At 71.6% G+C, this 26,061-nt stretch carries 24 protein-coding genes and 1 riboswitch; of the genes, 9 read left to right on the top strand and 15 right to left on the bottom strand.

Annotated features, from left to right (window positions below):
• Positions 1-188: 188 nt before the first annotated feature.
• Positions 189-521 (top strand): hypothetical protein, encoded by a 333-nt coding sequence (locus ACTOQ1_RS03060; RefSeq protein ID WP_440064237.1) that lies wholly within the window; start codon positions 189-191, stop codon positions 519-521.
• Here ACTOQ1_RS03060 and ACTOQ1_RS03055 read toward each other — a convergent pair.
• From ACTOQ1_RS03055 to ACTOQ1_RS03030, 6 genes are all read right to left on the bottom strand, one after another.
• Positions 476-1,237 carry a sirohydrochlorin chelatase gene (locus ACTOQ1_RS03055; protein ID WP_440064235.1) on the bottom strand — a complete coding sequence of 254 codons (762 nt, stop codon included), beginning with the start codon at positions 1,235-1,237 and terminating at the stop codon, positions 476-478. The genes ACTOQ1_RS03060 and ACTOQ1_RS03055 overlap by 46 nt on opposite strands.
• On the bottom strand, positions 1,234-1,962 hold the full coding sequence (locus tag ACTOQ1_RS03050; protein WP_344746662.1) for a phosphoadenylyl-sulfate reductase: 729 nt from the start codon (positions 1,960-1,962) through the stop codon (positions 1,234-1,236). Before ACTOQ1_RS03050 ends, ACTOQ1_RS03055 begins: the two co-directional genes overlap by 4 nt.
• On the bottom strand, positions 1,959-2,156 hold the full coding sequence (locus ACTOQ1_RS03045) for a hypothetical protein (protein ID WP_440064233.1): 198 nt from the start codon (positions 2,154-2,156) through the stop codon (positions 1,959-1,961). Before ACTOQ1_RS03045 ends, ACTOQ1_RS03050 begins: the two co-directional genes overlap by 4 nt.
• Entirely contained in the window at positions 2,153-2,296 is a 144-nt protein-coding gene (locus tag ACTOQ1_RS03040) for an Insertion element protein (RefSeq protein WP_440064232.1), read from the bottom strand. Before ACTOQ1_RS03040 ends, ACTOQ1_RS03045 begins: the two co-directional genes overlap by 4 nt.
• 79 nt (positions 2,297-2,375) lie before the next feature.
• Positions 2,376-4,058, bottom strand: coding sequence for a nitrite/sulfite reductase (locus ACTOQ1_RS03035; protein ID WP_440064231.1), 1,683 nt, complete (start codon positions 4,056-4,058; stop codon positions 2,376-2,378).
• A gap of 521 nt (positions 4,059-4,579) precedes the next feature.
• On the bottom strand, positions 4,580-4,705 hold the full coding sequence (locus ACTOQ1_RS03030) for a hypothetical protein (protein ID WP_440064229.1): 126 nt from the start codon (positions 4,703-4,705) through the stop codon (positions 4,580-4,582).
• Positions 4,706-4,797: 92 nt separating this feature from the next.
• Here ACTOQ1_RS03030 and ACTOQ1_RS03025 point away from each other — a divergent pair, with 92 nt between their 5' ends.
• The 5 genes from ACTOQ1_RS03025 (at position 4,798) to rsgA (ending at position 10,149) form a co-directional block, all read left to right on the top strand.
• Entirely contained in the window at positions 4,798-5,643 is an 846-nt protein-coding gene (locus tag ACTOQ1_RS03025) for a TIGR03084 family metal-binding protein (protein WP_440064227.1), read from the top strand.
• A gap of 85 nt (positions 5,644-5,728) precedes the next feature.
• Complete coding sequence (locus ACTOQ1_RS03020) at positions 5,729-6,127, top strand: YccF domain-containing protein (RefSeq protein ID WP_440064226.1); 399 nt, start codon at positions 5,729-5,731, stop codon at positions 6,125-6,127.
• Between the two features lie 93 nt (positions 6,128-6,220).
• The gene (locus tag ACTOQ1_RS03015) at positions 6,221-7,249 is read left to right on the top strand and encodes a YihY/virulence factor BrkB family protein (protein WP_440064225.1); all 1,029 of its coding nucleotides are present in this window, start codon (positions 6,221-6,223) and stop codon (positions 7,247-7,249) included.
• Positions 7,242-7,325, top strand: a riboswitch (ZMP/ZTP riboswitch). (Overlaps the previous gene by 8 nt.)
• Before the next feature lie 32 nt (positions 7,326-7,357).
• A complete protein-coding gene (gene glyA, locus ACTOQ1_RS03010) occupies positions 7,358-8,614 on the top strand; it encodes a serine hydroxymethyltransferase (protein ID WP_362681052.1) in 1,257 nt (418 codons plus the stop codon).
• Positions 8,615-9,030: 416 nt separating this feature from the next.
• Positions 9,031-10,149 (top strand): ribosome small subunit-dependent GTPase A, encoded by a 1,119-nt coding sequence (rsgA, locus tag ACTOQ1_RS03005; RefSeq protein WP_440064223.1) that lies wholly within the window; start codon positions 9,031-9,033, stop codon positions 10,147-10,149.
• 131 nt (positions 10,150-10,280) lie between these two features.
• On the opposite strand, the gene ACTOQ1_RS03000 is transcribed toward rsgA, so the two are convergent.
• From ACTOQ1_RS03000 to ACTOQ1_RS02985, 4 genes are all read right to left on the bottom strand, one after another.
• Positions 10,281-10,595, bottom strand: a complete 315-nt coding sequence (locus ACTOQ1_RS03000) for a WhiB family transcriptional regulator (protein WP_012893126.1) — start codon at positions 10,593-10,595, stop codon at positions 10,281-10,283.
• A gap of 104 nt (positions 10,596-10,699) precedes the next feature.
• On the bottom strand, positions 10,700-11,629 hold the full coding sequence (locus ACTOQ1_RS02995; RefSeq protein ID WP_440064222.1) for a sucrase ferredoxin: 930 nt from the start codon (positions 11,627-11,629) through the stop codon (positions 10,700-10,702).
• 263 nt (positions 11,630-11,892) lie between these two features.
• Positions 11,893-13,470, bottom strand: a complete 1,578-nt coding sequence (locus tag ACTOQ1_RS02990) for a glycerol-3-phosphate dehydrogenase/oxidase (protein ID WP_440064220.1) — start codon at positions 13,468-13,470, stop codon at positions 11,893-11,895.
• Positions 13,467-14,042 carry a TetR/AcrR family transcriptional regulator gene (locus ACTOQ1_RS02985; protein WP_440064218.1) on the bottom strand — a complete coding sequence of 192 codons (576 nt, stop codon included), beginning with the start codon at positions 14,040-14,042 and terminating at the stop codon, positions 13,467-13,469. The genes ACTOQ1_RS02990 and ACTOQ1_RS02985 overlap by 4 nt, the downstream gene beginning before the upstream one ends.
• A 46-nt stretch (positions 14,043-14,088) precedes the next feature.
• Here ACTOQ1_RS02985 and ACTOQ1_RS02980 point away from each other — a divergent pair, with 46 nt between their 5' ends.
• The gene (locus ACTOQ1_RS02980) at positions 14,089-15,663 is read left to right on the top strand and encodes an FAD-binding oxidoreductase (protein ID WP_440064764.1); all 1,575 of its coding nucleotides are present in this window, start codon (positions 14,089-14,091) and stop codon (positions 15,661-15,663) included.
• A 113-nt stretch (positions 15,664-15,776) separates the two neighbouring features.
• On the opposite strand, the gene ACTOQ1_RS02975 is transcribed toward ACTOQ1_RS02980, so the two are convergent.
• Complete coding sequence (locus ACTOQ1_RS02975) at positions 15,777-16,187, bottom strand: acyl-CoA thioesterase (protein ID WP_440064217.1); 411 nt, start codon at positions 16,185-16,187, stop codon at positions 15,777-15,779.
• 120 nt (positions 16,188-16,307) lie between these two features.
• Here ACTOQ1_RS02975 and ACTOQ1_RS02970 point away from each other — a divergent pair, with 120 nt between their 5' ends.
• Complete coding sequence (locus tag ACTOQ1_RS02970; protein ID WP_440064216.1) at positions 16,308-17,816, top strand: metallophosphoesterase family protein; 1,509 nt, start codon at positions 16,308-16,310, stop codon at positions 17,814-17,816.
• A gap of 35 nt (positions 17,817-17,851) precedes the next feature.
• Positions 17,852-19,456, top strand: coding sequence for a bifunctional 3'-5' exonuclease/DNA polymerase (locus ACTOQ1_RS02965; protein WP_440064215.1), 1,605 nt, complete (start codon positions 17,852-17,854; stop codon positions 19,454-19,456).
• 36 nt (positions 19,457-19,492) lie between these two features.
• On the opposite strand, the gene ACTOQ1_RS02960 is transcribed toward ACTOQ1_RS02965, so the two are convergent.
• The 4 genes from ACTOQ1_RS02960 to ACTOQ1_RS02945 all read right to left on the bottom strand — a co-directional run bounded on the left by ACTOQ1_RS02960 (position 19,493) and on the right by ACTOQ1_RS02945 (position 26,008).
• The gene (locus tag ACTOQ1_RS02960) at positions 19,493-20,806 is read right to left on the bottom strand and encodes an MFS transporter (protein WP_440064213.1); all 1,314 of its coding nucleotides are present in this window, start codon (positions 20,804-20,806) and stop codon (positions 19,493-19,495) included.
• 145 nt (positions 20,807-20,951) lie between these two features.
• Positions 20,952-22,058 carry an RNA-guided endonuclease InsQ/TnpB family protein gene (locus ACTOQ1_RS02955; protein WP_440064211.1) on the bottom strand — a complete coding sequence of 369 codons (1,107 nt, stop codon included), beginning with the start codon at positions 22,056-22,058 and terminating at the stop codon, positions 20,952-20,954.
• Positions 22,059-22,229: 171 nt separating this feature from the next.
• Entirely contained in the window at positions 22,230-24,371 is a 2,142-nt protein-coding gene (locus tag ACTOQ1_RS02950) for a protein kinase domain-containing protein (protein ID WP_440064210.1), read from the bottom strand.
• A 221-nt stretch (positions 24,372-24,592) separates the two neighbouring features.
• Positions 24,593-26,008: a DUF1116 domain-containing protein gene (locus tag ACTOQ1_RS02945; protein WP_440064209.1), complete on the bottom strand. Its 1,416-nt coding sequence runs from the start codon at positions 26,006-26,008 to the stop codon at positions 24,593-24,595.
• Positions 26,009-26,061 lie beyond the last annotated feature (53 nt).

The following is a 26,061-nucleotide window of genomic DNA, read 5'->3' as shown; positions in this document are numbered from 1 at the left end:
GTGAGCTCCGGGACGCGTGCGACGTCCCGGGATCCCTGAGGCGTAGTGATCGGTGACACACACCGACAGTGAGGATCCCCCGATGCGAGATCGGGCTGACCTCGGGCACTACGTGGAGCAGCGCTCGGCCCGCCTGTTACGGGCCGCATACCTGCTGTGCCGCGACTGGGGGCACGGCGGAGGACCTGTTGCAGACGGCCCTGGCCGAGGCGTGGCTCGCCTGGCGGAGGGTGGGCGACGATCCGGACCCGTACGTCTACCGCATCCTGGTCAACACCCACGCCACCTGGTGGCGGCGCAGGTGGCGCGGGGAGGTGCCGAGCGAGGTCCTTCCCGAGGCGCCGGACGGCCACACGAGCGCGGCACCCGGACGAGGTGCTCGACGCCATCCAGCTTCGGCGGTTCCCGAGGCGACCGGAGCCCTCGCGGCCCGAGGTCACCCGTTCCGCCCCGGATCTCACCCCCGGCAGGTGCCTCAGGCCGTGGCGAGCGCCGGATGCCGGTGCGTGGCCCGCTCGTAGCGTTCGAGCAGCACCGCGGCGACCTCGGGGGCGGCGCCCAGCACGTCGGCGACGGCGTCGGCGCCCGCGGCCAGGGTCTCGCGGCGGATCTTGTCGGCGAAGTGGCCGGGGGCGAGCAGGTAGGGGGCGACCACGATCCGCGAGGCTCCCGAGCGTCGCAGACGCAGCACCGCCTCCTCGGGGGTGGGGCCGGCGGCCGAGGCGTAGGCGGCGGTCACCGACCGCCAGCCGCGCGCCCTCGCCCAGTCCCCGGCGATCCCGGCGACCGTCGCGTTGGCCCGCCGGTCGCTGGAGCCGGCCGAGACCAGCACCACGGCGGTGCCGGGCTCGCCCGGCTCCACGCCCGCCTCGGCCAGGCGCCGCTCCAGCGCGGTGACCAGCAGCGGGTGCGGGCCCAGCGTGGCGCCCGCGTGCACGCGCAGCAGGGGCCTGCGGGCCGTCGCCTCGGCCAGCGCGCCGGGGATGTCGACCCGGCTGTGGTAGGCCTCGGTGAGCAGCAGCGGCAGCACCGCCGCCTCGGCCAGCCCCGACAGCGCCATGGGAAGCGTCGGGGTGGCGTGGTCGAGGTAGGCGGTGCGTACGAGGAGCTCGGGCCGCGCGCCCCGTACCAGGTCGAGCAGGTCCTCCACCGTCGCCGCGGCGCGCGGGTCGCGGGACCCGTGCGCCACCGCGACCAGCGGTGTCCCGACAACGGCGCCGGGGGCACGCCACGTCATACGTGCAGCCCGCACTCGGTCTTGCCCATGCCCGCCCAGCGACCGCTGCGCGGGTCCTCTCCCGGGGCGACCTGGCGGGTGCAGGGGGCGCAGCCGATCGAGGGGTAGTTGTCGTAGTGCAGCGGGTTGATCAGCACCCCGTTGTCGGCCATGTAGTTGTCGACGTCCTCCTGCGTCCACCGGGCGATCGGGTTGATCTTGACCATCTGGCGCTTGGCGTCCCACTCGACGACCTTGACGCCGGCGCGGGTGACGGCCTCGTCGCGACGGATGCCGGAGACCCAGGCGAGGTACGGCTCCAGGGCGCGGTTGAGCGGCTCGACCTTGCGCAGGTAGCAGCACAGGTCGGGGTTGCGCCCGAACAGGCGCGGACCCAGGTCGCGCTCCTGCTCGGCCACCGTGCGGGACGGCTTCACGTCGATCACGTTCACGTCGTAGACCTGCTGGACGGCGTCACGGGTGCCGATCGTCTCGGCGAAGTGGTAGCCGGTGTCGATGAACAATACGTCCACGCCCGGCTTGACCCGGCTGACCAGGTCGATCAGCAGGGCGTCGCTCATCGAGGCGGTCAGGCAGAGCCGGTCGCCGAAGGTCGCCGCCGCCCAGCGGATGATCTCGAGGGCCGAGGCGTCCTCGAGGAACCGCGCGGCGGACTCGACGATCTCCTGCAGATCGAGCGTTCCCCGCTGCTGACGTAATCCGACTTCGATGTCCACCAGTGTCATCGCTCGCTCACCCAATCCTCGTTCGCCGCGCGGGCAGGTCGTGCCGCGCGGACCGCTGCGCTCGTCGTCGTGCCGGAATCCAGCCGGAATCCGGCCGGATCCACCGTGCGGGCCGTGCGGATCGCGGTGACCTCACCGGTCGGAGAGGTCACCGCGGTCATCGCGTTCGCCGCGCCGGATCCGCCGCGCGTCACGAGCGCACCCCGATTCCGAGAAACCTCAGTTTGAAGGCGCGCACGCACGACCGGCAGTACCAGCCGCCGTCGCCCTCGTAGGGCTCCAGGTCTTCCTCGCCGCAGTACGGGCAGTGGAAGGGAACGGCTCGCTCGCTCATCCGCTCCTCCTCGTCCCGGTACGCGTCCGGCGCGTCCGGCTCGTCCGGCCCGTTCCCGGGAGGACGGAGTGTCGGCCGTTCACTTCAGGTCCGCCTCGTCGGCGCGCTGCACCCAGTCGGAGAAGGTCTCCTCCTCGTCCTTCTGCTTCTCGAAGTTGCGGAGCACGCGCTCCACGTAGTCGGGAAGCTCCTCGGAGGTGGCCTTCAGGCCGCGGACCTTGCGGCCGAAGCCGGGGTTGACGCCCAGCGAGCCGCCCAGGTGGATCTGGAAGCCCTCGACCTGCTCGCCCTTGTCGTTGACGACGAGCTGGCCCTTGAGACCGATGTCGGCGACCTGGATGCGGGCGCAGGAGTTGGGGCAGCCGTTGACGTTGATGGTCAGCGGGTTCTTGAAGTCGGGCAGCCGCTGCTCCAGCTCGTCGATCAGGTTGGCCGCGGTGACCTTGGTCTCGACGATGGCCAGCTTGCAGAACTCGATCCCGGTGCACGCCATGGTCTGGCGGCGGAAGGTGGAGGGGTTGACCCGCAGGTCGCCCGCCTCCAGCTCGGCGACGAGGCTGTCGACCCTGTCGGGCGCCACGTCGAGGATGACCATCTTCTGCTCGACCGTGGTGTGCACCCGGTCGGAGCCGTGCCGCTCGGCGATGTCGGCGATCAGGTGCAGCTTGTCGCCGTCGAGGCGGCCGACCTTCGGGGCGAAGCCGACGTAGAAGTTGCCGTCCTTCTGCGGGAAGACGCCCACGTGGTCCCTGCGGCCGCCGCGCGGCCGCTCGGGCGCCGGGCCGTCGGGCAGGGTGTATCCCAGGTATTCCTTCTCCAGGATGTCGCGGAACTTCTCGACACCCCAGTCGTTGATCAGGAACTTGATCCTGGCCCGGTGGCGCAGACGGCGGTAGCCGTAGTCGCGGAAGATGCCGATCACGCCGCCGTAGGCGGGGGCGACCTGGTCCGGGGTGAGGAAGACGCCGAGCCGCTTGCCCAGCATCGGGTTGGTGGACAGGCCACCGCCCACCCACAGGTCGAAGCCGCGCTCGCCGTTCTCGTTCACGACGCCCACGAACGCCACGTCGTTGATCTCGTGCACGGTGCAGTGCGCCGGGCACCCGCTCACCGCGGACTTGAACTTGCGCGGCAGGTTGGAGAAGGCCGGGTCGCCGATGTAGGTGTCGTGGATCTCCTGGACCAGCGCGGAACCGTCGATGACCTCGTCGGTGTCGATCCCGGCCAGCGGGCAGCCCAGGATCACCCGCGGGGTGTCGCCGCAGGCCTCGGTGGTGGACAGGCCCACCGACTCCAGACGCTCCCAGATGTCGGGGACGGCCTCGATCTCGATCCAGTGCAGCTGGATGTTCTGCCGGTCGGTGACGTCGGCGGTGCCGCGGCCGTAGAGGTTGGAGATGTCGGCGATGACGCGCAGCTGGGCCAGGTTGAGCCGGCCGCCGTCGATCCTGACGCGGAGCATGAAGTAGCGGTCGTCGAGCTCCTCCGGCTCCAGGATCGCGGTCTTGCCGCCGTCGATCCCGGGCTTGCGCTGGGTGTAGAGCCCGAACCAGCGCATCCGGCCGCGCAGGTCGGCGGGGTCGATGGAGTCGAAGCCGCGCTTGGAGTAGACGTCGATGATCCGTTGACGGACGTTGAGGCCGTCGTCGTTCTTCTTGTTCTCCTCGTTCTTGTTCAGGGGCTCGCGGTAGCCGAGAGCCCACTGACCTTCGCCGCGCGGGCGCTTGTGATGTCGATTCGCCGACCGGGCTGGGGTCGTCATGTGCGCGTCCTTTTTGTGGCTCGATGGAATGATTTCCGGACGCGCACCGGCGGCACCTCCCGCCTCATCGTCGAGTGCGGGGGTTGATTACTCAGAAGAGGACGCCTGTTACGCGGCCGAGCTGGGTGAAATCAGCAGGGGGCGACGGTTAACGGACGTCACAACAGATGGCACTGCGGACACGCAGGAGGTCGACGTGGCGTCGCACGACGAGCAACGGGTCCGCTGGCATGTATACGACGATACCCCGGGCGTCGTGGATGTCCAATGTCAGGTCCACTATCTGGACGTGAACGTGGACATCCGGTCGCGGACGCGGGAATCCGGACCCGCGCCGGAGCGCGGGGTCCGGGAGCGTCCGGAGCGCGGGGCACCGGCCCGCCCGGAGCGCCGGCCCGGCAAGGGGGCCGGTCCGGTGGAGAGATCGGTCCGGCGGGGACACCGGTCCGATGCAGAGACCGGCCCGCCCGGAGCGCCGGCCCGGCAGGGGGGTGGACGCTCCTGACGGGCCGGGTCGGGGGTCATCCCTGGCGCGGCCAGTCCAGCGCCGACTCCCTGGGCTCGGGGGCGGGCTGGTGCTGGCAGTCGCACCACGAACCTCCCCGGCACTTCTCGTGCCGCCGCTCCTTGCAGTCTTCGCAGATCACGTGCAGTCCTCGCAGATCATGAGTCCATTCTGCGCTGTTCCTTCTAGAATATTACTCGGTTATCCTTGTCCGGGTCGCGACAGGGAGGCGTCATGGGGCTGATGGACGAGCTGCTGGCGGACCTGCGCGCCGAGACGGCCGAGTTCGACGCCATGATCGGAGGCCTCGGCCCCGGCGAGTGGGAACTGCCCACCCCGGCCGAGGGCTGGGCGGTCCGGGACCAGGTCGGCCATCTCGCCTGGTTCGACGACGCAGCCGCCCTCTCCGCCGTCGATCCCGAGGCGTTCCGCGCCGCCCTGCCCGCGTTCCTCGCCCGAGGGGAATCCGCGGTGGACGAACTCGCCGCCGTCTCGCGCGGGCTGACCGCGGCCCGGCTCCACGAGTGGTTCCGCGAGGCGAGGGCCCGCTGCCTGGAGGCCTTCGCCCGGCTGGACGCCGGTGCCAGGCTGCCCTGGTACGGGCCCGAGATGTCGGCCGCGTCCTTCGTCACCGCGCGCCTGATGGAGACCTGGGCCCACGGGCAGGACGTGGCGGACGCGCTCGGCGTCGAGCGCGTGCCGACCGCCAGGCTCAGGCACGTGGCGACGCTCGGGGTGCGCGCCATGCCGTACGGCTTCGCGGTGCGCGGTCTGGAGCCGCCGCCGCGCCCGGTGCGGGTGGAGCTGACCATGCCCGACGGGTCGCCGTGGGAGGCCGGACCCCCGGCCGCCGCCGACGTGGTCCGCGGCCCCATGCTCGACTTCTGCCTCCTGGTGGTCCAGCGCCGCCACCTCGCCGACACGTCCCTGCTGGTGCGCGGCGAGACCGCCCGGACGTGGACCGCGATCGCCCAGGCCTTCGCCGGGCCCCCGGGCAAGGGGCGGGCCCCACTCGGGCCGGGGCCCGGATCAGGGCGTGGGTCGGAGCCCGGACCAGGGACTGGATCAGAGCCCGGATAAGAGCCTGGATCAGGGACTGGATCGGGGGCGGTTCAGGGGGATACCGGATGGAACCGGTCTCGTCCCGCCTGACATGCTCGTGAACATGCGGACGCTGTTGAACGTCATCTGGCTGGTCTTCGCGGGAGTCTGGCTGGCGATCGGCTACGTCCTCGCGGGAATCGTGTGCTGTGTCCTGATCATCACGATCCCGTTCGGCATCGCGTCGTTCCGGATCGCCGCCTACGCGCTGTGGCCCTTCGGCCGGACCGTGGAGCGCGACCCCGAGGCGGGGGCGCTGTCGACCATCGGCAACGTGATCTGGTTCGTCGTGGCCGGGATCTGGCTGGCGATCGGGCACCTGCTGACCTCGATCCCGCTCTTCCTGTCGATCATCGGCATCCCGTTGGGCCTGGCCAACCTCAAGCTGATCCCGGTCTCCCTGCTGCCGCTGGGCGCGCGCATCGTCGACGTCGGCGACGCCGGGGCGTTCCGCCGAGGGTAGGTTTCGCCACAGGCGGTGCGGGCAGGGGCGTGAGATTGGATCGTTGCCCGCCCGACTCGTGATCAAGCGCGGCTAGGAATACCGTTGTGTGGCATGACGTCCACTGATGCCCCGGCCCATCGGCCCGGGCCCGAGCGGCGCCCTCCGCGCGGGCCCGGGGTTCGCTGGCGCGCCGGTATCGCGTGGATCCGCGGCACGGACGTCTGGGCCAGGTTGCGGGCGCTGCGCGCGTGGGTCCGCGGCACCGACGTGTGGACCCTGATCGTCGCCACCACGAACGCGGGCATCACCTATCGCGTCACCGGCCTGGCGGGCGAGGCGGCCTTCTTCGCGTTGCTGTCGCTGCCGCCGTTCATGCTCGGCCTGATCGGCGTGCTCGGCCAGCTGACCCGGGTGTTCGGCCCCGAGACGGTCAAGAACGTCAGCGTCTGGATCGACCAGCAGGCCCACCTGCTGTTCACCGACAGCGCCGTGGACACCGTCGTCACCCCCCTTCTCCAGGACGTGCTGAAGCCCGAGAACCAGGTCTCGCTGATCTCCCTGGGCTTCCTGCTCGCGCTCTGGTCGGGCTCGCGGGCGCTGTTCGTCTACGTCGACCTGATCTCGGTCGCCTACGGCCTCGGCGAGGAGCGCGGCATCATCCGCACCCGCCTGATGTCCTTCGGGTTCTATCTCGCGGGCCTGCTGATCGGGCTGGTGGTCATGCCCGTGCTCGTCCTCGGCCCGGCCGCGCTGCGCGGGGCCCTGCCGGCCGACTACACCGTGCTGGTCGACATCCTCTACTGGCCGGTGGTGATCATCGGTTCGGTGATCTTCCTTACCCTGCTCTACCACGTGAGCGTTCCCGTACGCACGCGCTGGTGGCGCGAGTTGCCCGGGGCGTTGCTCGCGCTCGTCATCTGGATCGTCTGCGCGGCGGTGCTGCGCGCGGTCCTCGCCGCCTGGTTCTCGCCGGTGTCCATCTACGGCTCGCTCGCCGCCCCCATCGCCGTGCTGCTGTGGCTCTACATCACCGCGCTGGCCGTGCTCATCGGCGCCACGCTCAACGCCGAGGTCGACCGGCTCTGGCCTGTCGAGGGCGCAGGCCGCGCCGGGCGCGGAGCCCAGTCCGCTATCGTCTAAGCGCGACTGGCGCATAAGGTGGGAGAGACCACCGGGGAGCGAAAAAGCGAGGAGGCCGAGCGCCTGGGTCTTCGCGCGATGTCGACGATGACAGGGGAGTGAAGGCGCATGAGCGCTCTTTCCAGCGTGGATCCGCAGATCGCCGAGCTCATCAGGGCCGAGGAGCGGCGGCAGTCCGACACCGTCAAGCTGATCGCCTCGGAGAACTACGTCTCCAAGGCCGTCCTCGAGGCCACGGGCACCGTCCTGACCAACAAGTACTCCGAGGGCTACGCCGGCAAGCGTTACTACGAGGGCCAGCAGGTCATCGACCAGGTCGAGACCCTCGCCATCGACAGGGCCAAGGCCCTGTTCGGCGTGAACCACGCCAACGTGCAGCCCTACTCGGGCTCGCCCGCCAACCTCGCCATCTACCTGGCCTTCCTGAAGCCGGGCGAGACCGTGATGGGCATGGGCCTGCCGTTCGGCGGCCACCTGACCCACGGCTGGTCGGTCTCGGCCACCGGCAAGTGGTTCAACCCGGTCCGCTACGGCGTGCGGCAGGACACCGGCCGCGTGGACATGGACGAGGTACGCGAGATCGCCCTCCGCGAGCGTCCCAAGCTGATCTTCTGCGGTGGCACCGCGGTCCCGCGCACGATCGACTTCCCGGCCTTCGCCGAGATCGCCCGCGAGGTCGGGGCCGTGCTCGCCGCCGACATCGCGCACATCGCGGGCCTGGTGGCCGGTGGCGCCCACCCGTCGCCGGTCGGCCACGCGGACGTCATCTCCACCACCACCCACAAGACCCTGCGCGGTCCCCGGGGCGCCATGCTCATGGCCACCTCCGACGAGCACGCCACCGCCCTCAACAAGGCCGTCTTCCCCGGCCTGCAGGGCGGGCCGCACAACCACACCACCGCGGCCATCGCGGTGGCGCTCAAGGAGGCGTCGACCGACGACTTCAAGGACTACGCCCGCCAGGTCGTCCTGAACGCGCAGGCGCTGGCCGAGGAGCTTCTGGGCCGGGGCTTCGACCTGGTCTCCGGCGGCACCGACAATCACCTCATCCTGTTCGACCTCACTCCCAAGGGCATCGGCGGCAAGCCCGCCGCCCAGGCCCTGGACAAGGCCGGGCTGGAGACCAACTACAACAGCGTGCCCTTCGACACGCGCAAGCCGTTCGACCCCTCGGGCATCCGCATCGGCACCGCGGGTGTGACCAGCCGGGGCATGGGCGTCGCGGAGATGCGGCAGATCGGCGCATGGATCGACCAGGTCGTCACCGCGCTGGCCAAGGACGAGGAAGAGGCCAAGCACGTGATCACCCGCGTCCACGGCGAGGTCAGGGAGCTCACCTCCCACTTCCCCGCCCCCGGCCTGTGACCGTGCCCGTGGCGTCCGGACCGCCGTTCGGATGACCTTCGCGGTTCGCGAGGTCTCCGGGGCGCCGTGACGCGCCGATCGACCACGTGGAGCAGGACGAGCAGGAAGAGCAGGACGAGACGCCCGGCCGGGACTCCCCGGCCGGGCGTTCTCGCGTCGCCGGGCGCCGGCGGCGTCCGGGCCGGCCGGGATCTCCGGGCCTCGGCCGCGGGAGGCGCGCCAAATGTGTTTGCGCCACAGGGGCGGCACTGCGCTAAAGTTCTCCCGAAGACGCCGTTCGAGAGACGCGCGGCCACGAGGCGACAGGAGGTGGGGACCATGCGGGTTGTTCTGGTGAGCCTGCCGTCCGTCAACCTCCGGGTGCCCGCCTAGCCGATTCGCGACAGGGCACCCGGCCTTCCACAAGGGTGCTTACGTTGTCTTCGCCAATCGTCTCTTCTTCATCCGTTCTCACCGCGCTCGGCTGGAACGACTCCTTCGCCGCCGAGCTTCCCGAGGGCCTGATCCCCGCCCGGGTGTCCCGCGTCGATCGCGGTGCCGCCGAGGTGCTGACGGCCTCCGGTCACCTCCGGGCCAACTACGGCGCCAGGGTGCGGCGCGACGCCGCCGCCGATCCCGTGGCCCTGCCCTGCGTCGGGGACTGGGCCGGGCTCCGCCGCCTGGCCGAGGGCCGCTTCGAGCTGGAGGCGCTGCTGCCCCGGCGCACCGCGTTCGTACGCGGCGGCGTCGCCAGGGTCTCCAGGGGCGGGCTCTCCGGAGACTCCCAGGGCCAGGTGCTCGCCGCCAACGTCGACGTCGTCTTCGTCGCCGAACCCGCCCTGCACGCCACCGACACCGCCGACCTGGGCCGGATCGAGCGGCTGCTCGCGCTCGCCTGGGAGAGCGGGGGCCGTCCGGTGGTGCTCGTCACCAAGTCCGACCTGATCGGCGAGGGCCTCGACTTCCTGATGGACGAGGTCGCCTCGGCGGCGCCGGGTGTGGACGTGCACCCGATCTGCTCCGTCACGGGCGAGGGCGTCGACATCGTCCGCGGATACCTGGAGGGCACGCGCACCGCGGTGGTGCTCGGCGCCTCGGGGGCGGGCAAGTCGACGCTCGTCAACGCCCTGGCGGGGGAGGGGGTCATGGAGACCCAGCAGGTCAGGGCCGGTGACGGCCGGGGCCGTCACACCACCGTGCACCGCGAGCTCATCCCGCTCGCGGGGGGCGGGCTCATCATCGACACCCCGGGCATCCGCCGCGTCGGCCTGTACGACATGGGCGAGGGCGTGGACATGGTCTTCTCGGACCTGGAGGAGCTCGCCGAGCGGTGCCGGTTCGGCGACTGCCGCCACGACAGCGAGCCGGGCTGCGCCGTGATCGCCGCGATCGAGGACGGCACGCTTGCCGAGCGGCGACTGGAAAGCTGGAACAAGCTCCAGAGGGAGGCCGCGTGGATGGCGTCCAGGAGCGACGCGCGGCTCCGCAAGGAGCTGCAGGGAAAGTGGAAGAGCATCACCAAGGAGATGCGGAAGGCGGGCCGTAACAGGCCCTGACACGCGGGGGAAGCCCGCCGTGCGGTCTCCCGCCCCGGGGGCCGCACGCGCGGGGCCCGACACGACAACGTGTGATCTCGCAGGGGGTGCGCGAGATCACACGTGCGGGGGAAGCCGGGTGGAGGTACTGCTCAGGCGACGGCACTGATGCCGGCGCTGGCGGCGCGGCGCATGCGACGGCGACGCTCGGAGGCGCGCTCGTCCTCGTTCAGACCGCCCCAGGTGCCGTACTTCTCCGGACGGGAAAGCGCGTAGTCCAGGCACTCCGCGCGAACGGGGCACTGGGCGCAGATGGCCTTGGCCTTACGCTCACGGATGTCACGCTCGGGCTGGCGCTCGCCGTCGGGGCCGAAGAAGAGCACGAGGTCCTCGCCCCGGCACGCGGCGTCATCCTGCCAGCCCCAGCTGGGCCGAGGCCGGGCGGTCTGCCGACGTACCTGAGACATGAGAAAACCACCTTATAGTGAGAGGTATTTCTGGTTAATGCCGCATTGGACGCTTGTGACGTCCCTGGGTCCAACGCCTGGATTGGCCGTGATGTTCCCTCAGGTCAGGTCAGGGCGGACGTGGCGTACCGCACAGGGGTGAGCCTGTCCAGCGTGACCAGCCGGTAGGTAGTGATCGTATCGGCGCAAGCCGTACCGCATGGCGTTGTCAGCGTCATGGGTTCAACCACTACCCGAAAACGAGCGCCACTACCGCGCACAAATGCCTCGGTGACGGCGCCGTCCAACCTGGAGGATTCCACGGCCACTCCGCCAACCGAGAGATCACCCGTATGAATGCGGATGAAATGCTCAGCGGCCTGCAGTGGCTCAGGGATGCCTGCGCGTCCCCGGAAACGGTCGAGGATGACCTCGCCGGACCGGTACGCGTCGGCTGCCGCGATCGCAGCAGCCTGAGACATGCTGCCGTAGTAAAGCCCGTGTGGCAAGCACACGAGGTTGGCGGCGTATCGATCGCCGCCAACATGTGATGTTTCCCATACTGTGTCCGGCAATGTTTTTGCCAAGGACCGAGCTAGGGGTAGTCCAATGCGGGCGCAGCACGCGTTGCGCTTGGCATGCGTGCAGACCAGAAAAACCGGCTCACTCACAAGTATGCAGGACTCCGGGACCACTCCGGCCACCACGCTGTCAAGGTTAAGATCGTCCGGATCTGCGATGACGCCTTCGGCGATCCATGGCTCGGCGGAGCCGGAGTCGGCGACCATGACGTGAATGCCGGTTTCCTCGACGTTCCTGCGTCCGGGGCGACGGATCAGCTGGGGCCGGATGCCGAGCCGCGTGGCGCGTTTGATAAGGATGTGAACGTCCTCGGGGAGGCTGCAGTCCTCCAGATGGGAGGCCCAGGGGCCGGAGTGCTCGATGAGCAGCCAGAAACGGGCTCCGACGGTCGCGCTGGCGTAGACCGGCAGCTCGCCGGTGTGACAGCCCGGTGGGTGCGTGCACCCCTTGGCCGTCGTATTCGCCCTGCTCACGACACTCCCCGCGCTCACGCTCTCTCCTCGCTCTGACTTAGGTAAGACTAACCTAACAGTCTGATCGAGGTGGCGAAGAGTAAAACGATCACAGGGATGTAAAGGCCGCGCGCCCGCTGCGAGGAGTACGCAAAAGGCGGCCGGCGTTCGCGGGAGGCGGGCGTTCGCGGGAGAGCGGGAGGCAGCCCCGCGGGGAGGGACCCGATGGGTTCGGCGGCCTCCCGGCCGCCGGTGGACGGGCGCGGGTGTCAGTAGGGTGGGTGTCAGTAGGCCAGTGCGGCGCGTGCCAGGGGAAGGGCCGCGGCGCGGTCCTGCGGGACGAGGCCGATCCTGGTCCGCCGGTCGAGGAGGTCGTCCACGTCCAGGGCGCCCTCGTGCCTGACCGCCCAGACGAGCTCGGCCCCGGTGACCCCCGTCGGCCCGGGCTCGGCCAGCCAGGGGTCCTCCGCCATCAGGGTCCGTACGGCGCCCGCCTCGCTCCCGTACCGCTCCAGCAGCCGGTCCGCCTCCCGGCCCTTCTCGCCGTCAAGGCCCTTCCCGCCCTTCCCGCCCTTCGTGCCGTTCGTGCCGTTCGCGCCGTTCGCGCCCTCGGGGCCGTCCACCGGGACGGCCCCGACCAGGGGCAGCTCCGCCGTGCGGCTGCGTCCCGCGTCGAGCCGGCCCAGTGACACGGCCCGGTCGACCGCGTCCTCGGCCATCCGCCGGTACGTGGTCAGCTTGCCGCCCACGATCGTCACCATCCCGTCCGGCGTGGTCAGCAGCGCGTGCCTCCTGGACAGGTCGGCGGTGCGGCCGTCGGCGGCGAGCAGGGGCCGCAGCCCCGCGTAGGTCCCGGCGACGTCCTCACGCCGGACCGGCTCCTCCAGCACGGAGTTCAGGACGGCCAGCAGGAAGGTCACGTCCTCCTCCGGCACCGGGGGGACGTCCGGGACGGGGCCGTCCACCGGCTCGTCGGTGAGGCCGACGTGGACCCGTCCGTCGGGCTGGGGGAGAACCAGGGCGAAGCGATTGCTCTCCCCGGGGATCGGCACGTGCAGTCCCGCGGCCAGGCCCGGCAGCGTCTCGGGCCGCAGCACCAGGTGGGTGCCGCGCGAGGGGCGCAGCCGGATGCCCGGGTGCAGCCCGGCGGCCCAGACGCCGGTGGCGTTGACCACCGTCCTGGCCCGGAGCGTGAAGGTGTCCCCGCCGAGCTCGTCGCGGACCAGCGCGCCGTCGCCGGACAGCTCCAGCGCCCGGCAGCGCGTCAGTATCCTCGCCCCCTGGGCGGCGGCCGTCCTGGCCACGGTGACCACCAGGCGGGCGTCGTCGGCCAGCCGACCGTCCCACGACAGCAGGGCGCCGCGCAGCCCCCGCGAGGTCAGCGGCGAGGCGAGGACGAGGGCCTGCGCGGCGGAGATCCGCGAGGGGCCGGGCAGGAGGTGGCGCGGCGTGCGCGCGGCGGCGCGCAACCCCTCGCCGGCGCGGTACCCGGTCATCACCAGTGCCGCGTGGCGGCGGGAGACCTCCGGGACCAGCGGCAGCAGGTAGGGGTGAGCCCTGACCAGGTGCGGCGCGGTGCGCCCGAGCAGGTGGCCGCGCTCCACCGCGCTCTCGTACGCCACCCCGACCTGCCCTTTGGCCAGGTAGCGGAGCCCGCCGTGGATCATCTTGGAACTCCACCGGGAGGTCCCGAAGGCCATGTCGTGGGCATCGATCGCGGCCACGGAAAGGCCTCGGGAGGCCGCGTCGAGCGCGGCCCCGGCGCCGGTGGCGCCCAGACCCACCACCAGCACGTCCACCACGAGGTCGCGCACCTCGGCCAGCTCGCGTTCGCGGCGGGCGGCGTTGAGAGAGGAGTTCACGGTCGCAGGTACCTTTCCAGGAGCGTGGTGAGCTCGGCGTCCAGGTCGTCCAGGTCGTCCAGGCCGGCCGGGCCGAGCATGGTCGGGCCGGAGATCAGGAACGACTGGGCGGTCAGCAGCACGGCCCTGGACAGCCTCGCCGGGTCACCGGGGCGCACGGAGCCCCCCTGCTGGCCTCGGACGATCGCGGCCTCGACGAGCGTGAGCATGGCCTCGTGGCTGGCGCCCCTGCGGTCCAGCAGGTAGGGCAGGAGCAGCTCCGGGTCGACCTCGACGATCTTCCGCCAGAGCGGGTGGTCGCGCAGCGCCCGTACCACCGCCACCGACGAGGCGACCGGGTCCTCGGTCGCGAACCGGTCCGCGACGCGCACCCACTCGCGGGTCATCAGGTCGGCGACGAGGGTGCGCACGTCGGGCCAGCGGCGGTAGATCGTCATGCGGGAGAGCCCGGCCCTGCGCGCCACGTCGGTGAGCGTGGTGCGCCGCACCCCCACGGCGAGGACCGTCTCCCGGGCGGCGTCCAGGACCCGGTCGGTGCGCTCCGCGTCCGCATTGTGACGAATAGACGTCATGTGTCACAGTGTAAGGGTGGAAAATCCGACGAGCGCCGCAGATCCCATGCTCTGGTCCGGCTGGGGCGACCCCGGCAAGGCCGCCGACCTGCCGGAACCGGTCAGAAAACTGCTCCAGGACGTGCTGGGCGTGCGCCCGCGGCAGGACCGGGCCGCCGAGCTCGGCGAGGTGCGGCTGCCCGCCGTGACCCTCTCCCCGCCCGTCCTGGCGGAGCTGCGCGGCGTCGTCGGCGCCGGCCACGTGCGCTCCGGCGACGAGGCCCGCGTCCGGCACACCCGGGGCAAGTCCACTCCCGACCTGATGCGCATGCGCGCCGGAGACGGCTCCGACGCGCCCGACGCCGTGGTGCTGCCCGGTTCTCACCGCGAGGTGCTTGAGGTGCTGGCGACCTGCGCAGCGCACCGGGTCGCGGTGGTCCCGTTCGGTGGCGGGACCTCCGTGGTCGGCGGCCTGGTCGCGGACCGGCGGGGCTTCGCCGGTGTCGTCGCGCTGGACCTGGCCAGGCTGGACCGGCTGGTCGCCGTCGACGCGGAGTCGATGGTCGCCGAGATGGAGCCGGGACTGCGGGCCCCGGAGGCCGAGCGGCTTCTGGCCGGGCACGGATTCACCCTAGGTCACTTCCCGCAGTCGTTCGAGTACGCCACGCTGGGGGGCTTCGCCGCGGCCCGCTCCAGCGGCCAGGCCTCGGCCGGGTACGGGCGCTTCGACGACATGGTGGTCGGCATGACCGTGGCCACTCCGCGCGGCACCCTGGAACTCGGCCGGGCGCCCAAATCGGCGGCCGGGCCCGACCTGCGCCAGGTGATCCTCGGCTCCGAGGGCGCCTTCGGCGTGATCACCTCCCTGCGGCTCCGCGTCCGGCGCGCGCCCGCCGAGCGGGTCTACGAGGGGTGGCGGTTCGCGTCGTTCGCGGAGGGAACGGCCGCGCTGCGACACCTCGTCCAGGAGGGTGTCGTGCCCACCGTGCTGCGCCTGTCCGACGAGACCGAGACGATGGTCGGCCTGGCCCGCCCCGGCGAGATCGGCGCCTCGCCGACCGGCGCGGGCTGCCTGGCGATCGCCGGGTACGAGGGCTTCTCCGAGGTGCCCGCGCTGCGGGAGCGGGTCGCCGCCGTGCTGTCGGGCCTCGGCGGCGTCCACCTCGGCACGGAGCCGGGGGAGTCGTGGGCCCGCGGACGCTACTCCGCGCCCTACCTGCGCGACTCGCTGCTCGCCGCCGGGGCGACCGTCGAGACGCTGGAGACGGCCGGGTTCTGGTCCAACCTGCCCCGTCTCTACGACGCCGTACGGCTCTCGCTGCACGCCTCGCTCGGCTCGCCGCTGGTGATGTGCCACATCTCCCACGTGTACGGCACCGGCGCCTCCCTGTACTTCACGGTCGTCACGGCGCAGGGCGACGACCCCGTCGGGCAGTGGGAGGCGGCCAAGCGGTCGGTCAACGAGGCGATCGTCGCCGCCGGGGGCACCGTCTCGCACCACCACGGCGTCGGCCGCGACCACCGGGAGGCCTACGCGACCGAGATCGGCGACCTGGGCGTGGAGATCCTGCGCGGGATCAAGGACCGGCTCGACCCCGAGGGCGTCCTCAACCCCGGCGTTCTCGTCCCTCCGGGGAGGTGACGGGTACGGGGAGACCCGACCGGGTTCGACCTGGGAGGCTCCACCGGGCTCCACCGGGCTCGACCGGGGAGGGGCGGTCGGGAAGGTCCGGCCGACGAACTCGTCCCGGAAGGTCAACCGGCGACCACGAGCTTCTCCATGGCCTCGCGGAGCGGTCCGGGGATCCCGGCCGGCCGGCGTGTCTCCCGGTCGACGAACACGTGGACGAAGTGGCCCTCCGCCACGAGCGTCTCGCCGTCCTCGCGGAACAGCCCCAGCTCGTACCGGACGCTGGAGCGGCCCAGACGGCCGACCCGCAGCCCCACCCTGACGGCCTCGGGGAAGGACACCGAGGCCCGGTAGACGCAGTGCGACTCGACGCACAGGCCGATGGCGTCGCCGCCGTGGATGTCAAGGCCCGCGGTCCTGATCAGCCAGGTGTTGATCACCGTGTCCATCATCGAGTAGTGGACGGCGTTGTTGACGTGGCCGTAGACGTCGTTGTCCTTCCACCTGGTCGGAACCGTCTCCCAGTAGGCGTACACGGTAGAACCATATTCCAGAGGGTGGCCGCCCGGGCGGGGGCGTACGTCGACGGCTTCGAGACCGGCCGCCTTTCCCGAGAGGACGTGCGGCCCTTTAAGATCATTGCCAAGATATGGGGCATGGTTGACATAGGACAGGCGGCGGAACGCGGGCGTGAGGCCTCCTCCCGGGTGTCGAAGGAGGGCGCGGGCTGGTCCTGCGCCCAGACGGGCACCTTCAAGGACCTGCTGCCCAGCAAGGAGACCTTCTCCTGGCTGAACCCGCGTACCATCTGGCGGTCGCGGAACGAGGTCCTCGCGATCCTGTTCGGAGACCCCTCGGGGCAGGTGCGGGCGCGCTGGGTGGGCTCCCAGCGGGACCGGGGCGTCGACCCCTCCTTCCGCATCCCGATGGACGTCGGCCCCGAGTTCTCCTTCCTGGTCCTCGGCGACACGGGGGAGGGCGACGCCTCGCAGTACGCCGTGGTGCCGGGCATGCTCAAGATCGGCGAGGACACCGCCTTCGCGGTCGTCGCCAGTGACGTGATCTACCCCACCGGCTCGGGCAACGAGTACGAGGACAAGTTCTTCCGCCCGTACCAGGACTACCGGGCGCCGATCTACGCGATCCCCGGCAACCACGACTGGTACGACGGGCTCGGCGGCTTCATGCGCGTCTTCTGCGACGCCCCGGCGCTGGCGGCCGAGAACGAGGGGTTCAAGCTGTCGCCCTCGGGGCTGCGCGGCCTGCTCTGGCGCAAGCCCGAGAAGATCGACGAGGCCCGGCTGGCCAGGGCGCGCGAGCGGCGGGCGCGGCCCGAGCAGCGGGTCGTGCAGCCCGCCCCCTACTGGGCGATGGAGACCCCGGGGCTGCTCATCGTCGGCGTGGACACCGGGATCCGCGGTGACATCGACAGGGAGCAGGCCGAATGGCTGCGCACGGTCTCCCGCGACCCCCGGCCCAAGGTACTGATCACCGGGAAGCCCATCTACACCCGTAACGACCACAAGCCGTCGAAGCTGGCCGGCGGCGGCACCATCGACGACATCGTCACCGATCCCGCGCACAACTACGTCGCGGCGATAGGCGGCGACGTGCACAACTACCAGCGCTTCCCGATCAAGGTCGGGGAGCGGACCATCCAGTATCTCGTGGCGGGCGGCTCCGGGGCCTTCATGCACGCCACCCACACCATCCCGAGGGTCACCGTCGGCGGCCTGGACGAGGACGACTACCGCTGTTACCCGCTGCGCGGCGACTCGCTGTCGTTCTACAGCAGGCTCTACAGCGACCGGCTGCGCATGCGCTGGCTCTACCTCACGCCCGACGAGAGCGCGGCGCTGATGTCCCGCCAGATCGGCAACACCCCGGTGCGAGACACCCCGGCCGTGCCGATCACCCGGCGGATGAGGTGGGCGGCCCGGATCCTCGGCGGCTGGCCGATGCCGCTGCGGCTGCCCGTGGGCAGGACCTTCCACCGCTACCTGTCGGAGCTGTCCGACTGGGACACCCCGCCGTTCTTCAAGAGCTTCCTGCACATCTCGGTGACCCCCGAGGTCCTGACGATCCGCTGCTTCGCCGCCACCGGCTGCCTGCAGCAGGAGATCGAACCCCCGATCGAGGACGAGATCGCCATACCGCTCGTCTGATCGAGAATGTCGTGGCGGCGTGGCAGTGTTGGGGTATGCACGTGTCGGTCGCGGCGGCTCCCGGGGGTGGGGGCGTGCTGCGTGTGGACGGCGAGCCCGCCGGGGCCGTCGCCGATCTGGCCTCGGCCGCCCGCGAGCTGGAGACCCGGAGCCCGCGCTGGGTCTGGGCCGACACGCGGGAGGTCTACCCCGCGCTGCTCGCCGCCGGGGTGCGGCTGGCGCGCTGCCACGACCTGGTGCTGACCGAGGGCCTGCTCCTGGCCCACGAGGGGCGGTTCGGCGAGCCGAGGTCCGTCCCCGCGGCCTACGCCCGGCTGCACGGCCTGCCCGTGCCCGACGACCACCACGGGCCCGCCGGAGGGCAGGCGCGGCAGGCCACCCTCTTCGAGGAGGAGGCGCCCCCGCCGGACGCGAACCTGATCGCCGAGGTGTACGCCGACCAGCTGCGCCGCATCGAGGCCACCGCCGATCCGCGGCGGTTCCGGCTGCTGGTCGCCGCCGAGTCGGCCGGGGCGCTGATCGCCGCGGAGATGGCCCAGGAGGGCATGCCCTGGCGGGAGGACGTGCACGACGAGCTGCTGACCGGCCTGCTCGGCCCGCGCCCGGTGCACGGCATGCGGCCCGTCAAGCTCCAGGCCCTGGCCGACCAGGTGGCCGCGGCCTTCGGCACGTCGTTCAACCCCGACTCCCCGCAGCAGATCGTCAGGGCGTTCAAGGCGGCGGGCGTGCCGGTCGCCTCCACCCGCGCCCACGACATCAAGCAGGTCGAGCACCCGGGCGTCGCGCCCCTGCTCGCCTACAAGGAGATGGCCAGGTTCTACAGCTTCCACGGCTGGGCCTGGGCCGACCAGTGGGTGCGCGACCACCGCTTCCGCCCCGAATACGTGGTGGGTGGCGTGGTGACGGGCCGCTGGGCCACCAACGGCGGCGGGGCCCTGCAGATCCACAAGCTGATGCGCAAGGTCATCGTGGCCGACGAGGGCTGGACACTCGTCGTCGCCGACGCGGCCCAGCTGGAGCCGCGAGTGCTGGCAGCCATGGCGGGAGACGGCGGCCTGGCCAGGGCCGCCGGGCAGGCCGACCTCTACCAGGCGCTGGCGAAGGCGTTCGGTGGCGAGCGCGAGAACGCCAAGCTCGCCATGCTGTCGGCGATGTACGGGGGCACCAGCGGTGACGCGTCCAAGCTGCTGGCCGTGATGCGCCGGCGCTTCCCCCTCGCCCACCGGTTCGTGGAGGACGCCGCCCGGGCGGGGGAGGAGGGCAAGGTGGTCCGCTCCTGGCTGGGCCGCACCTCGCCGCCGCCCTCCGCCAGGTGGCGGGAGCTGGTCTCCGGCCCCGAGGGAGCCCGCGCGGCCCGCGACCGCGGCCGGTTCACCCGCAACTTCGTCGTCCAGGCGACCGCGGCCGAGTGGGCGCTCGCGCTGATGGCCGTGCTGCGCGGCCTGCTGCCCGACCCGGCCAGGCTGGTGTTCTTCCAGCACGACGAGGTGATGGTGCACTGCCCGGCCGAGCAGGCCGGCGAGGTCGTCGCGGCGGTCGGCAAGGCCGCGGAGGAGGCGACCCGGCTGCTGTTCGGATCGACCCCGGTGCGCTTCCCCATGCAGGCCGTCCCGGTCAGGTGCTACGCCGACGCCAAATGACGCCCGGCGCCCCGCGCGTTCCGGCCCTGACCGCGCTCAGGAGCGGGCCAGGGCCAGCCAGGCGCCGGTGACCGTCACCATGACCGCGACGGCCGCGCCGAGCACGCCGTACGACAGGCTGCCGACGATCACCCCGGCGATCACCGTGCCGGTCGCGCCGCAGACGTTCATCAGCAGGTCCGAGAGGCCCTGCACGGGGGTGCGGTGTTCCAGCGGCACGGCCTCGCTGAGCATCGCCGAGCCGGAGATCAGCCCGCACGACCAGCCGAGGCCGAGCAGGAACAGGCCGGCGGTCACCTGCGGGACGTCGTGCGCCCCGGCCCCGCCCGCGAGGACGGCGGCGGCCAGCAGCAGGCCCATCCCCAGCACCAGCACCGGGGTCCTGCCGGCCCGGTCGGCCAGCCAGCCGACCACGGGTGACAGGACGTACATCCCCGCGATGTGCAGGCTGATCACGATGCCGATGACCGTGTACGTCGAGCCGCCGTGATCGAGGTGGACCGGTGTCATGGACATGACCGAGACCATCGCGGTGTGGCTGACCGCGATCGCGACCAGGGCACGGCCCGCCACGGGCGTCTCGCGCAGCACCCGCCAGGCGGTACGGAACGTCCCCCCGCCCTTCCCCGGAGAGCCGGCCGGGCCGGACGCGGGGGTGCCGGGAGCGGGAGGCGCGTCCGGGGCCCGGAGGGCGGCGTGGGCCAGGAGCAGCGGATCGGGGCGCAGGGCGATCACGATGATGCCGAGGGCGATGGCGAAGCCCAGCAGGGCGAGGGCGAACGGGCCGCTGCCCGCCGGCAGCCCGAGCCCGGCGCTGAACCGTTCGGCCGGTCCCGCGAGGTTCGGCCCGGCGACCGATCCGACGGTGGTGGCCCACACCACCAGCGACAGGTGCCGGGCGGAGTGCCCCGGCGGGGACAGGTCGGTCGCGGCGTAGCGCGAGGCCAGGCCGCCCGCGCTGGCCGCGCCGAACAGCACCAGCCCGGCGAGCAGCAGCGGCCACGATCCGAGGCCGACGGCGAGCAGCGAGACCAGGCAGCCGAGCAGGGCGCACCCGTAGGCCAGGGCGAGTCCGGCCCGCCGCCCGCCCCTGCCGGACGATCTCGCGGTGGGCAGCGCCAGTAGCGCGGCGCCCAGCACGGTCGCGGTCCCGGCCAGCCCGCTGAGCGCGGTGGAGCCGGAGAGCTCCTCCACGGTCACCGAGCTGAAGGTGAGCCCCACGGCGATACCGATCCCGCCGCTGATCTGGGCGGCGGACAGGACGGTGAGCGTCCGCCGCTGCACGGCGGCAATCTGTTCCTCGCCGGGGGGATTGCTGGGCTTCGCGGTGTTGGTGGGGTTCGCGGTCACGAGCGAAGTCTGCCATCACTCTTGACCTCCTCCCCCTCGTGAACGAGGGGGATTCCCACGGTCGCCCGTGAGGTTTCCTGCTTCATCGCCTGTTGCCCGTCAGAGAGAACTCTCTGTGAGGTCTTACACCAGCTCCACAGGCGTTTCACCTCTCCGCCAGCCCGGCGGCGAGGATGTTATTCGCGGCATTCACGTCTCGGTCATGGACGGCGCCGCAGGCGCACACCCACGACCGGACACCCAACGGCATGGACCGCTGGTTGATTCCGCACGCCGAGCACAGCTTCGAGGAGGGAAACCACCGGTCTATGACAAGGAGTTCGCGTCCGTACCAGGCGGCTTTGTACTCCAGCATGGACCGCATCTGACGCCAGGAGGCGTCCGAGATGGCGCGGGCCAGGCTGTGGTTCTTTACCAGGTTGCGTACGGTGAGGTCCTCGATCACGACCGTTTGGTTCTCACGGACGAGACGAGTGGTGATTTTGTGCAGGTGATCGCGGCGCCGATCGGTGATACGGGCATGCACTCGAGCCACCTTGAGCCTGGCCTTGGCCCGGTTGGCCGATCCCTTCTCCTTACGGGCCAGGGCACGCTGAGCCCTGGCGAGCTTGTGCCGGTCGGCCCGCTCATGCCGGGGGTTGGCGATCTTCTCTCCCGTGGAGAGCGTCGCCAACGCCGTGATGCCCGCATCCACCCCGACCACGCTGGTGGCTGAAGGGAGCGAGCGGATCGTGTCCTCACAAAGAAGGGAGACGAACCAGCGCCCGGCGGCGTCCTTGGTCACGGTCACCGTGGACGGACGCGCCCCCTCGGGCAGGGGACGCGACCACACGATGTTCAGCGGACCGTCTATCTTCGCCAGCGTGAGCTGACCGCCCCGGTAGGTGAACGCCGAGCGGGTGTACTCGGCGCCGAGCCGCGACTTCTTACGGGACTTGAACGTCGGATACTTCGCCCGCTTGGCGAAGAAGTTCGTGAACGCCGCCTGCAGGTGCCGCAGCGCCTGCTGCAACGGCACCGACGACACCTCGTTCAAGAACGCGAGCTCCTCGGTCTTCTTCCACGCTGTCAGCGCAGCCGACGACTGTGTGTAGGAGACCTTCCGGCCTTCCAGCGCGTAGGCGCGGGTCCGCTCTTCAAGCGCCTTGTTGTAGACCAGGCGGGCACAGCCGAACGTGCGAGACAGCTCTACCGCCTGCTCACTCGTCGGATAGAAGCGGAACTTGTAGGCCCGCTTCACGATCTGCGCCACGCCACACACAATGCCACAAGAAGCCAACCGTGGACTTGTGTTCGATCCCAGACCTGCGGCACCGCGCCGCGTTTTTCCCCGGTATGGAGGCCGGGGTATCCACGCTGGAGGTAACTGATGACCGAGAGGTCGCCTCGTCGGCGAGGCGAGGCGAGGGGACGGCCGGCGGGATCAGTCGACCGGTACGAAGGTGGCGAAGAACGTCTGGAGGATCTCCGAGTTCTTCTCCCAGTCCAGATCCTGGACCCTGAACGTGATCTGGTAGGCGTTCAGGCCGTTGACGGCGACGTAGCGCGTCAGCCCGTGCATCGGGACGCCGTTGGACTGGACGTAGGTGTACTCCCAGTCCGCGGCCTTCCACGTGCGGTAGTTCACCGTCGTCACGCCGACCTCGGTGTACTCGTCCAGGCCCTTCTTGCTCGCCCGGCTCAGGGCCAGTACCGGCTCCGCGACCGGCACCTTGGCGACGACGAGGTTCTGCCCGCCGCCCTTCGGCCCGGAGAAGGTGGCCGTTCCGCCGGCGCCCTCCTTCACCGTCCAGTCGTCGGGCACCGCGCCGGAGACACCGGCGGCGTCCACCCGTTTGAAGCCCTCGGGGACCTCGCTCGGCCCGGCGGGGGTCAGCGGCTCGGCCGCCGTGGAGATCGCCGTGGACGGGGTCGCGGGGGCCGCTGGGTCGGGGTTCCCGCCGGGCAGGAAGACGAGCAGCCCGGCGACCACGATGGCCAGCACGCCGCCCCCGCCGAACATCAGCAGGCGGACGTCGGGACCGCCGCCCTCGTTTCCCTGCGCGCGGCGCGCGCTCCCGCGCGCCCCGCTCCGGCTGGGAGAGGTCATGGCCTGCGAGTCCCGTACGGCGGCGCGGGAGGGCGCCTCCGGCGAGGAGGGGGTGGGCCAGAGCGCCGCCTCGCGGGCCCGGGACGCCTCGCTCTGCCCGCCGCGCCGCGGCGTGGCCGGTGGCGCGGACAGCGGTGCTGACGGCGCTGACGGCGCTGACGGCGCGGCGACGGGCAGGTCTCCCGAGAAGCTGGTCAGCGGGTCGAACGGATTGCCGTCGGGCCCGGTCGCCGGGATGCGCAGGGCGTCGTAGCCGCGCCGGTGCCCGCCGGTCGGGCCGGTGGCCGCGTCGGCGGGCGGCCCGCCCGCCCGCGGGAACCCGCCGGAGGCGGAGGAGGGAAAGGACAGCAGGTCCGAGCGCTGGGATCCCGACGGGCCGGAGAGCGCGTCGTAGGGGAGCGGGTGGCCGCCGGAGGAGTCGTTGCCCGAGCCGTACGGCACCCGGATCGGGCCGGAGGGCGTTTCGATGATCCGGGAGGGCATCGGCCCCGACGGCATGTCCAGCGGGGGCATCAGGTGGATCGGCATGGAGTCGCCGGGAACCGGCATCGACGAGGGCGGCGGGGTGGGCGCGCGGTTCGGGGTGCTGGAGCCGTGGCTGCGCAGTATGCGGTCGAGCAGGTCGGACACCTGCGAGGCGCTCATCCGGTCGGCGGGGTTCTTGCGGAGCAGGCCCTCGATGACGGTGATCAGGGCGCCGGCCCGCTGGGGGCGGCTGGGCTCCTGGGTGAGGATCGCGCCGAGCACGGCCACCGCGTCCGGACCCTCGTAGGGAGGCCGTCCCTCGACCGCCGCGTACAGGGTGGCGCCGAAGGACCACAGGTCGGAGGACTGCGTGACCGGCTGGCCCGACAGCCGCTCCGGCGGGATGTAGGCGGGCGAGCCCATCAGCAGGCCGGTCTGGGTGATCGCGACGTCGCCCTCGATCGCGGCGATGCCGAAGTCGGTGAGGACCACCCGGTCGGAGGTGAGCAGCACGTTGCCCGGCTTGACGTCGCGGTGCATGATCCCGGCGGCGTGGGCGTGGCGGAGCGCGTCGAGCACCCGGACGCCGATCTCGGCGGCCTGGACCACCGGCAGCGGCCCGCTCTGCCGCACGGCCTGCTCCAGTGACCAGGCGCGGACCAGCTCCATCACGATCCAGGGGCGGCCGTCCTCCTCGACGACGTCGTGGACGGTGACGATGCCGGGGTGGCTGAGCCGGGCCGCCGAGCGGGCCTCGCGCAGCATCCGCCGGTGGGCTCCCTGGGTGCCCGCGTGGTCGAGCCCGTAGGGGAGGATCAGTTCCTTGACCGCGACGTCCCGGTCGAGCAGGACGTCGTGCGCGTGCCACACCATGCCCATGCCGCCACGGCCCACCGGTGACACCAGGCGGTAGCGCCTGCCCACCAGCCTGCCCTGGCCCTCCGGTGTCCCGCCGGCGGAATCGCCGCCCTCAGGCCCCTGGGGGTTTCTCCCGAGCAAGCGATCGGTCATCGTTCCCCGTTCCCCATAACCAGCGCTTTTGTGAGGTGGACACGATAGCGAGATGGCATTTGGTCATGGAAGTTTGCATGCTGAGAAAGCACGTGACGGTATTTGTCAGGATCGGTGTTCTCCGGATCACTGAGGCCTGCGCCCGCGCTCTGACGTCGCCGAATGCTACCGGCGGATGGCTGAATTGTCAGCTTTACCCAATCTTAATAGACAAAAGATCACTAAGATGCCGTATGTTCATGATCGGCCACCGCGGCCGCCTCTGCCAGCGCGGCCAGGGCCGAGGTGAAGGCCGAGGCGGGCGGGCTGACCAGGCCCGCGCCGACCTGTCCGGTCCCCGCGACCCGTCCGGCGATACCGGTGTTCACGGTGGGCAGCAGGCCCGTCCTGGCGACCAGCGTGACGTCGACGCCGACCGGCGTGCCCCGGAAGTCCAGCCCCGGGATCTGGTACGCGGGATGCTCGGCCAGGGTGATCTCGTACATGGACCGGGTGGCCGCCATCGCGTCCGACACGTCGCCGCCGACGAACCTCACGATCGCCGGGGCCGCGGCCATCGCGAAGCCGCCCAGCCCCGCCGTCTCGGTGATCGTCGAGTCGCCGATGTCGGGGTTGGCGTCGTCCGGGCCGTACGCGCCCAGGTAGAGACCGTCCGGCACGCCCGCGGGGCCGGTGAACCACCGGTCGCCCAGCCCGGAGACCTGGACCCCGAAGTCCGTGCCGTTGCGGGCCATCGCGACGACCATCGTGGAGCCGGGGACGTCCCGCGCGGCGTCCGTGCTGACCTTGCACGCGGCCATGCCCGCGTTGAGGAAGAAGTGGTCGTTGCCGTTGACGAAGCGCAGGACCTCGGCGGCGTGGCCGGGAGCGGCCTCCACCACGTCGGGGGCGAGCTCGCGCACCAGCAGCGAGGTGGCGGCGCGGTTGCGGTTGTGCAGCTCGTCGCCCATCTGCAGGGCCTGCGCGGCCAGCGACCTGAGGTCGAGCGGCCCGCTCCGCTCCAGGGTGGCCTGGAGCACCGGGCCGAGCACCTCGGCCATCCAGCGCAGCCGCCGCAGCACCTCGGGGCCGTACGCGCCGTACCGCAGCACCTTGCCCAGGCCCTCGTTGAGCGAGCAGTAGGCGGTGCCGCCGTGCTCGGCGTCGTGGACCTCGAACATCCACATCGACGGGGTGACCACGCCCGCCATCGGCCCGACGGTCCGGTGGTGGTGGCAGGAGTCGAACCGGGCCCGCCCGGCGGCCAGCCGCTCCTCGGCCTCCCCGGCGTCGGCGGCCAGCCCCTCCAGCAGCATCGCCCCGATGAGCGCGCCCCGCATCGGGCCCGACGCCCGTTCCCACTCGATGGGCGGTCCCGCGTGCAGGAACGTCCCCCTCGGCAGGTCGAGCACCTCGTGCGCGGGCCGCACCCCGACGAGCTGAGGCCGCGCCGAGACCAGGCGGCCCACGGCCGTCTCGTTGGCGCGGACCCTGCGCGGGTCGGCCAGCACCCTGGCCAGGTCCGCCTCGGTGCCGGGCATCGGCGGGCGCCAGTCCACCCGGACCCGCGGGACGGCCTGCGCGTCCAGCGCCTCGCCGAGCACGTCGGCCCCCACCGTGATCACTTCCGGCTCGCCGGAAAGCATGGACAGCGTCATCGTGTTCCTTTCGGCGTGGAGACCCCCGCCTTCGGACGTGGGGAGGAGACCCG

This window comes from Streptosporangium sp. OZ121 (assembly GCF_051918885.1).
Lineage (GTDB): Bacteria > Actinomycetota > Actinomycetes > Streptosporangiales > Streptosporangiaceae > Streptosporangium.
This window is presented reverse-complemented; position numbering and strand designations above follow the sequence as displayed.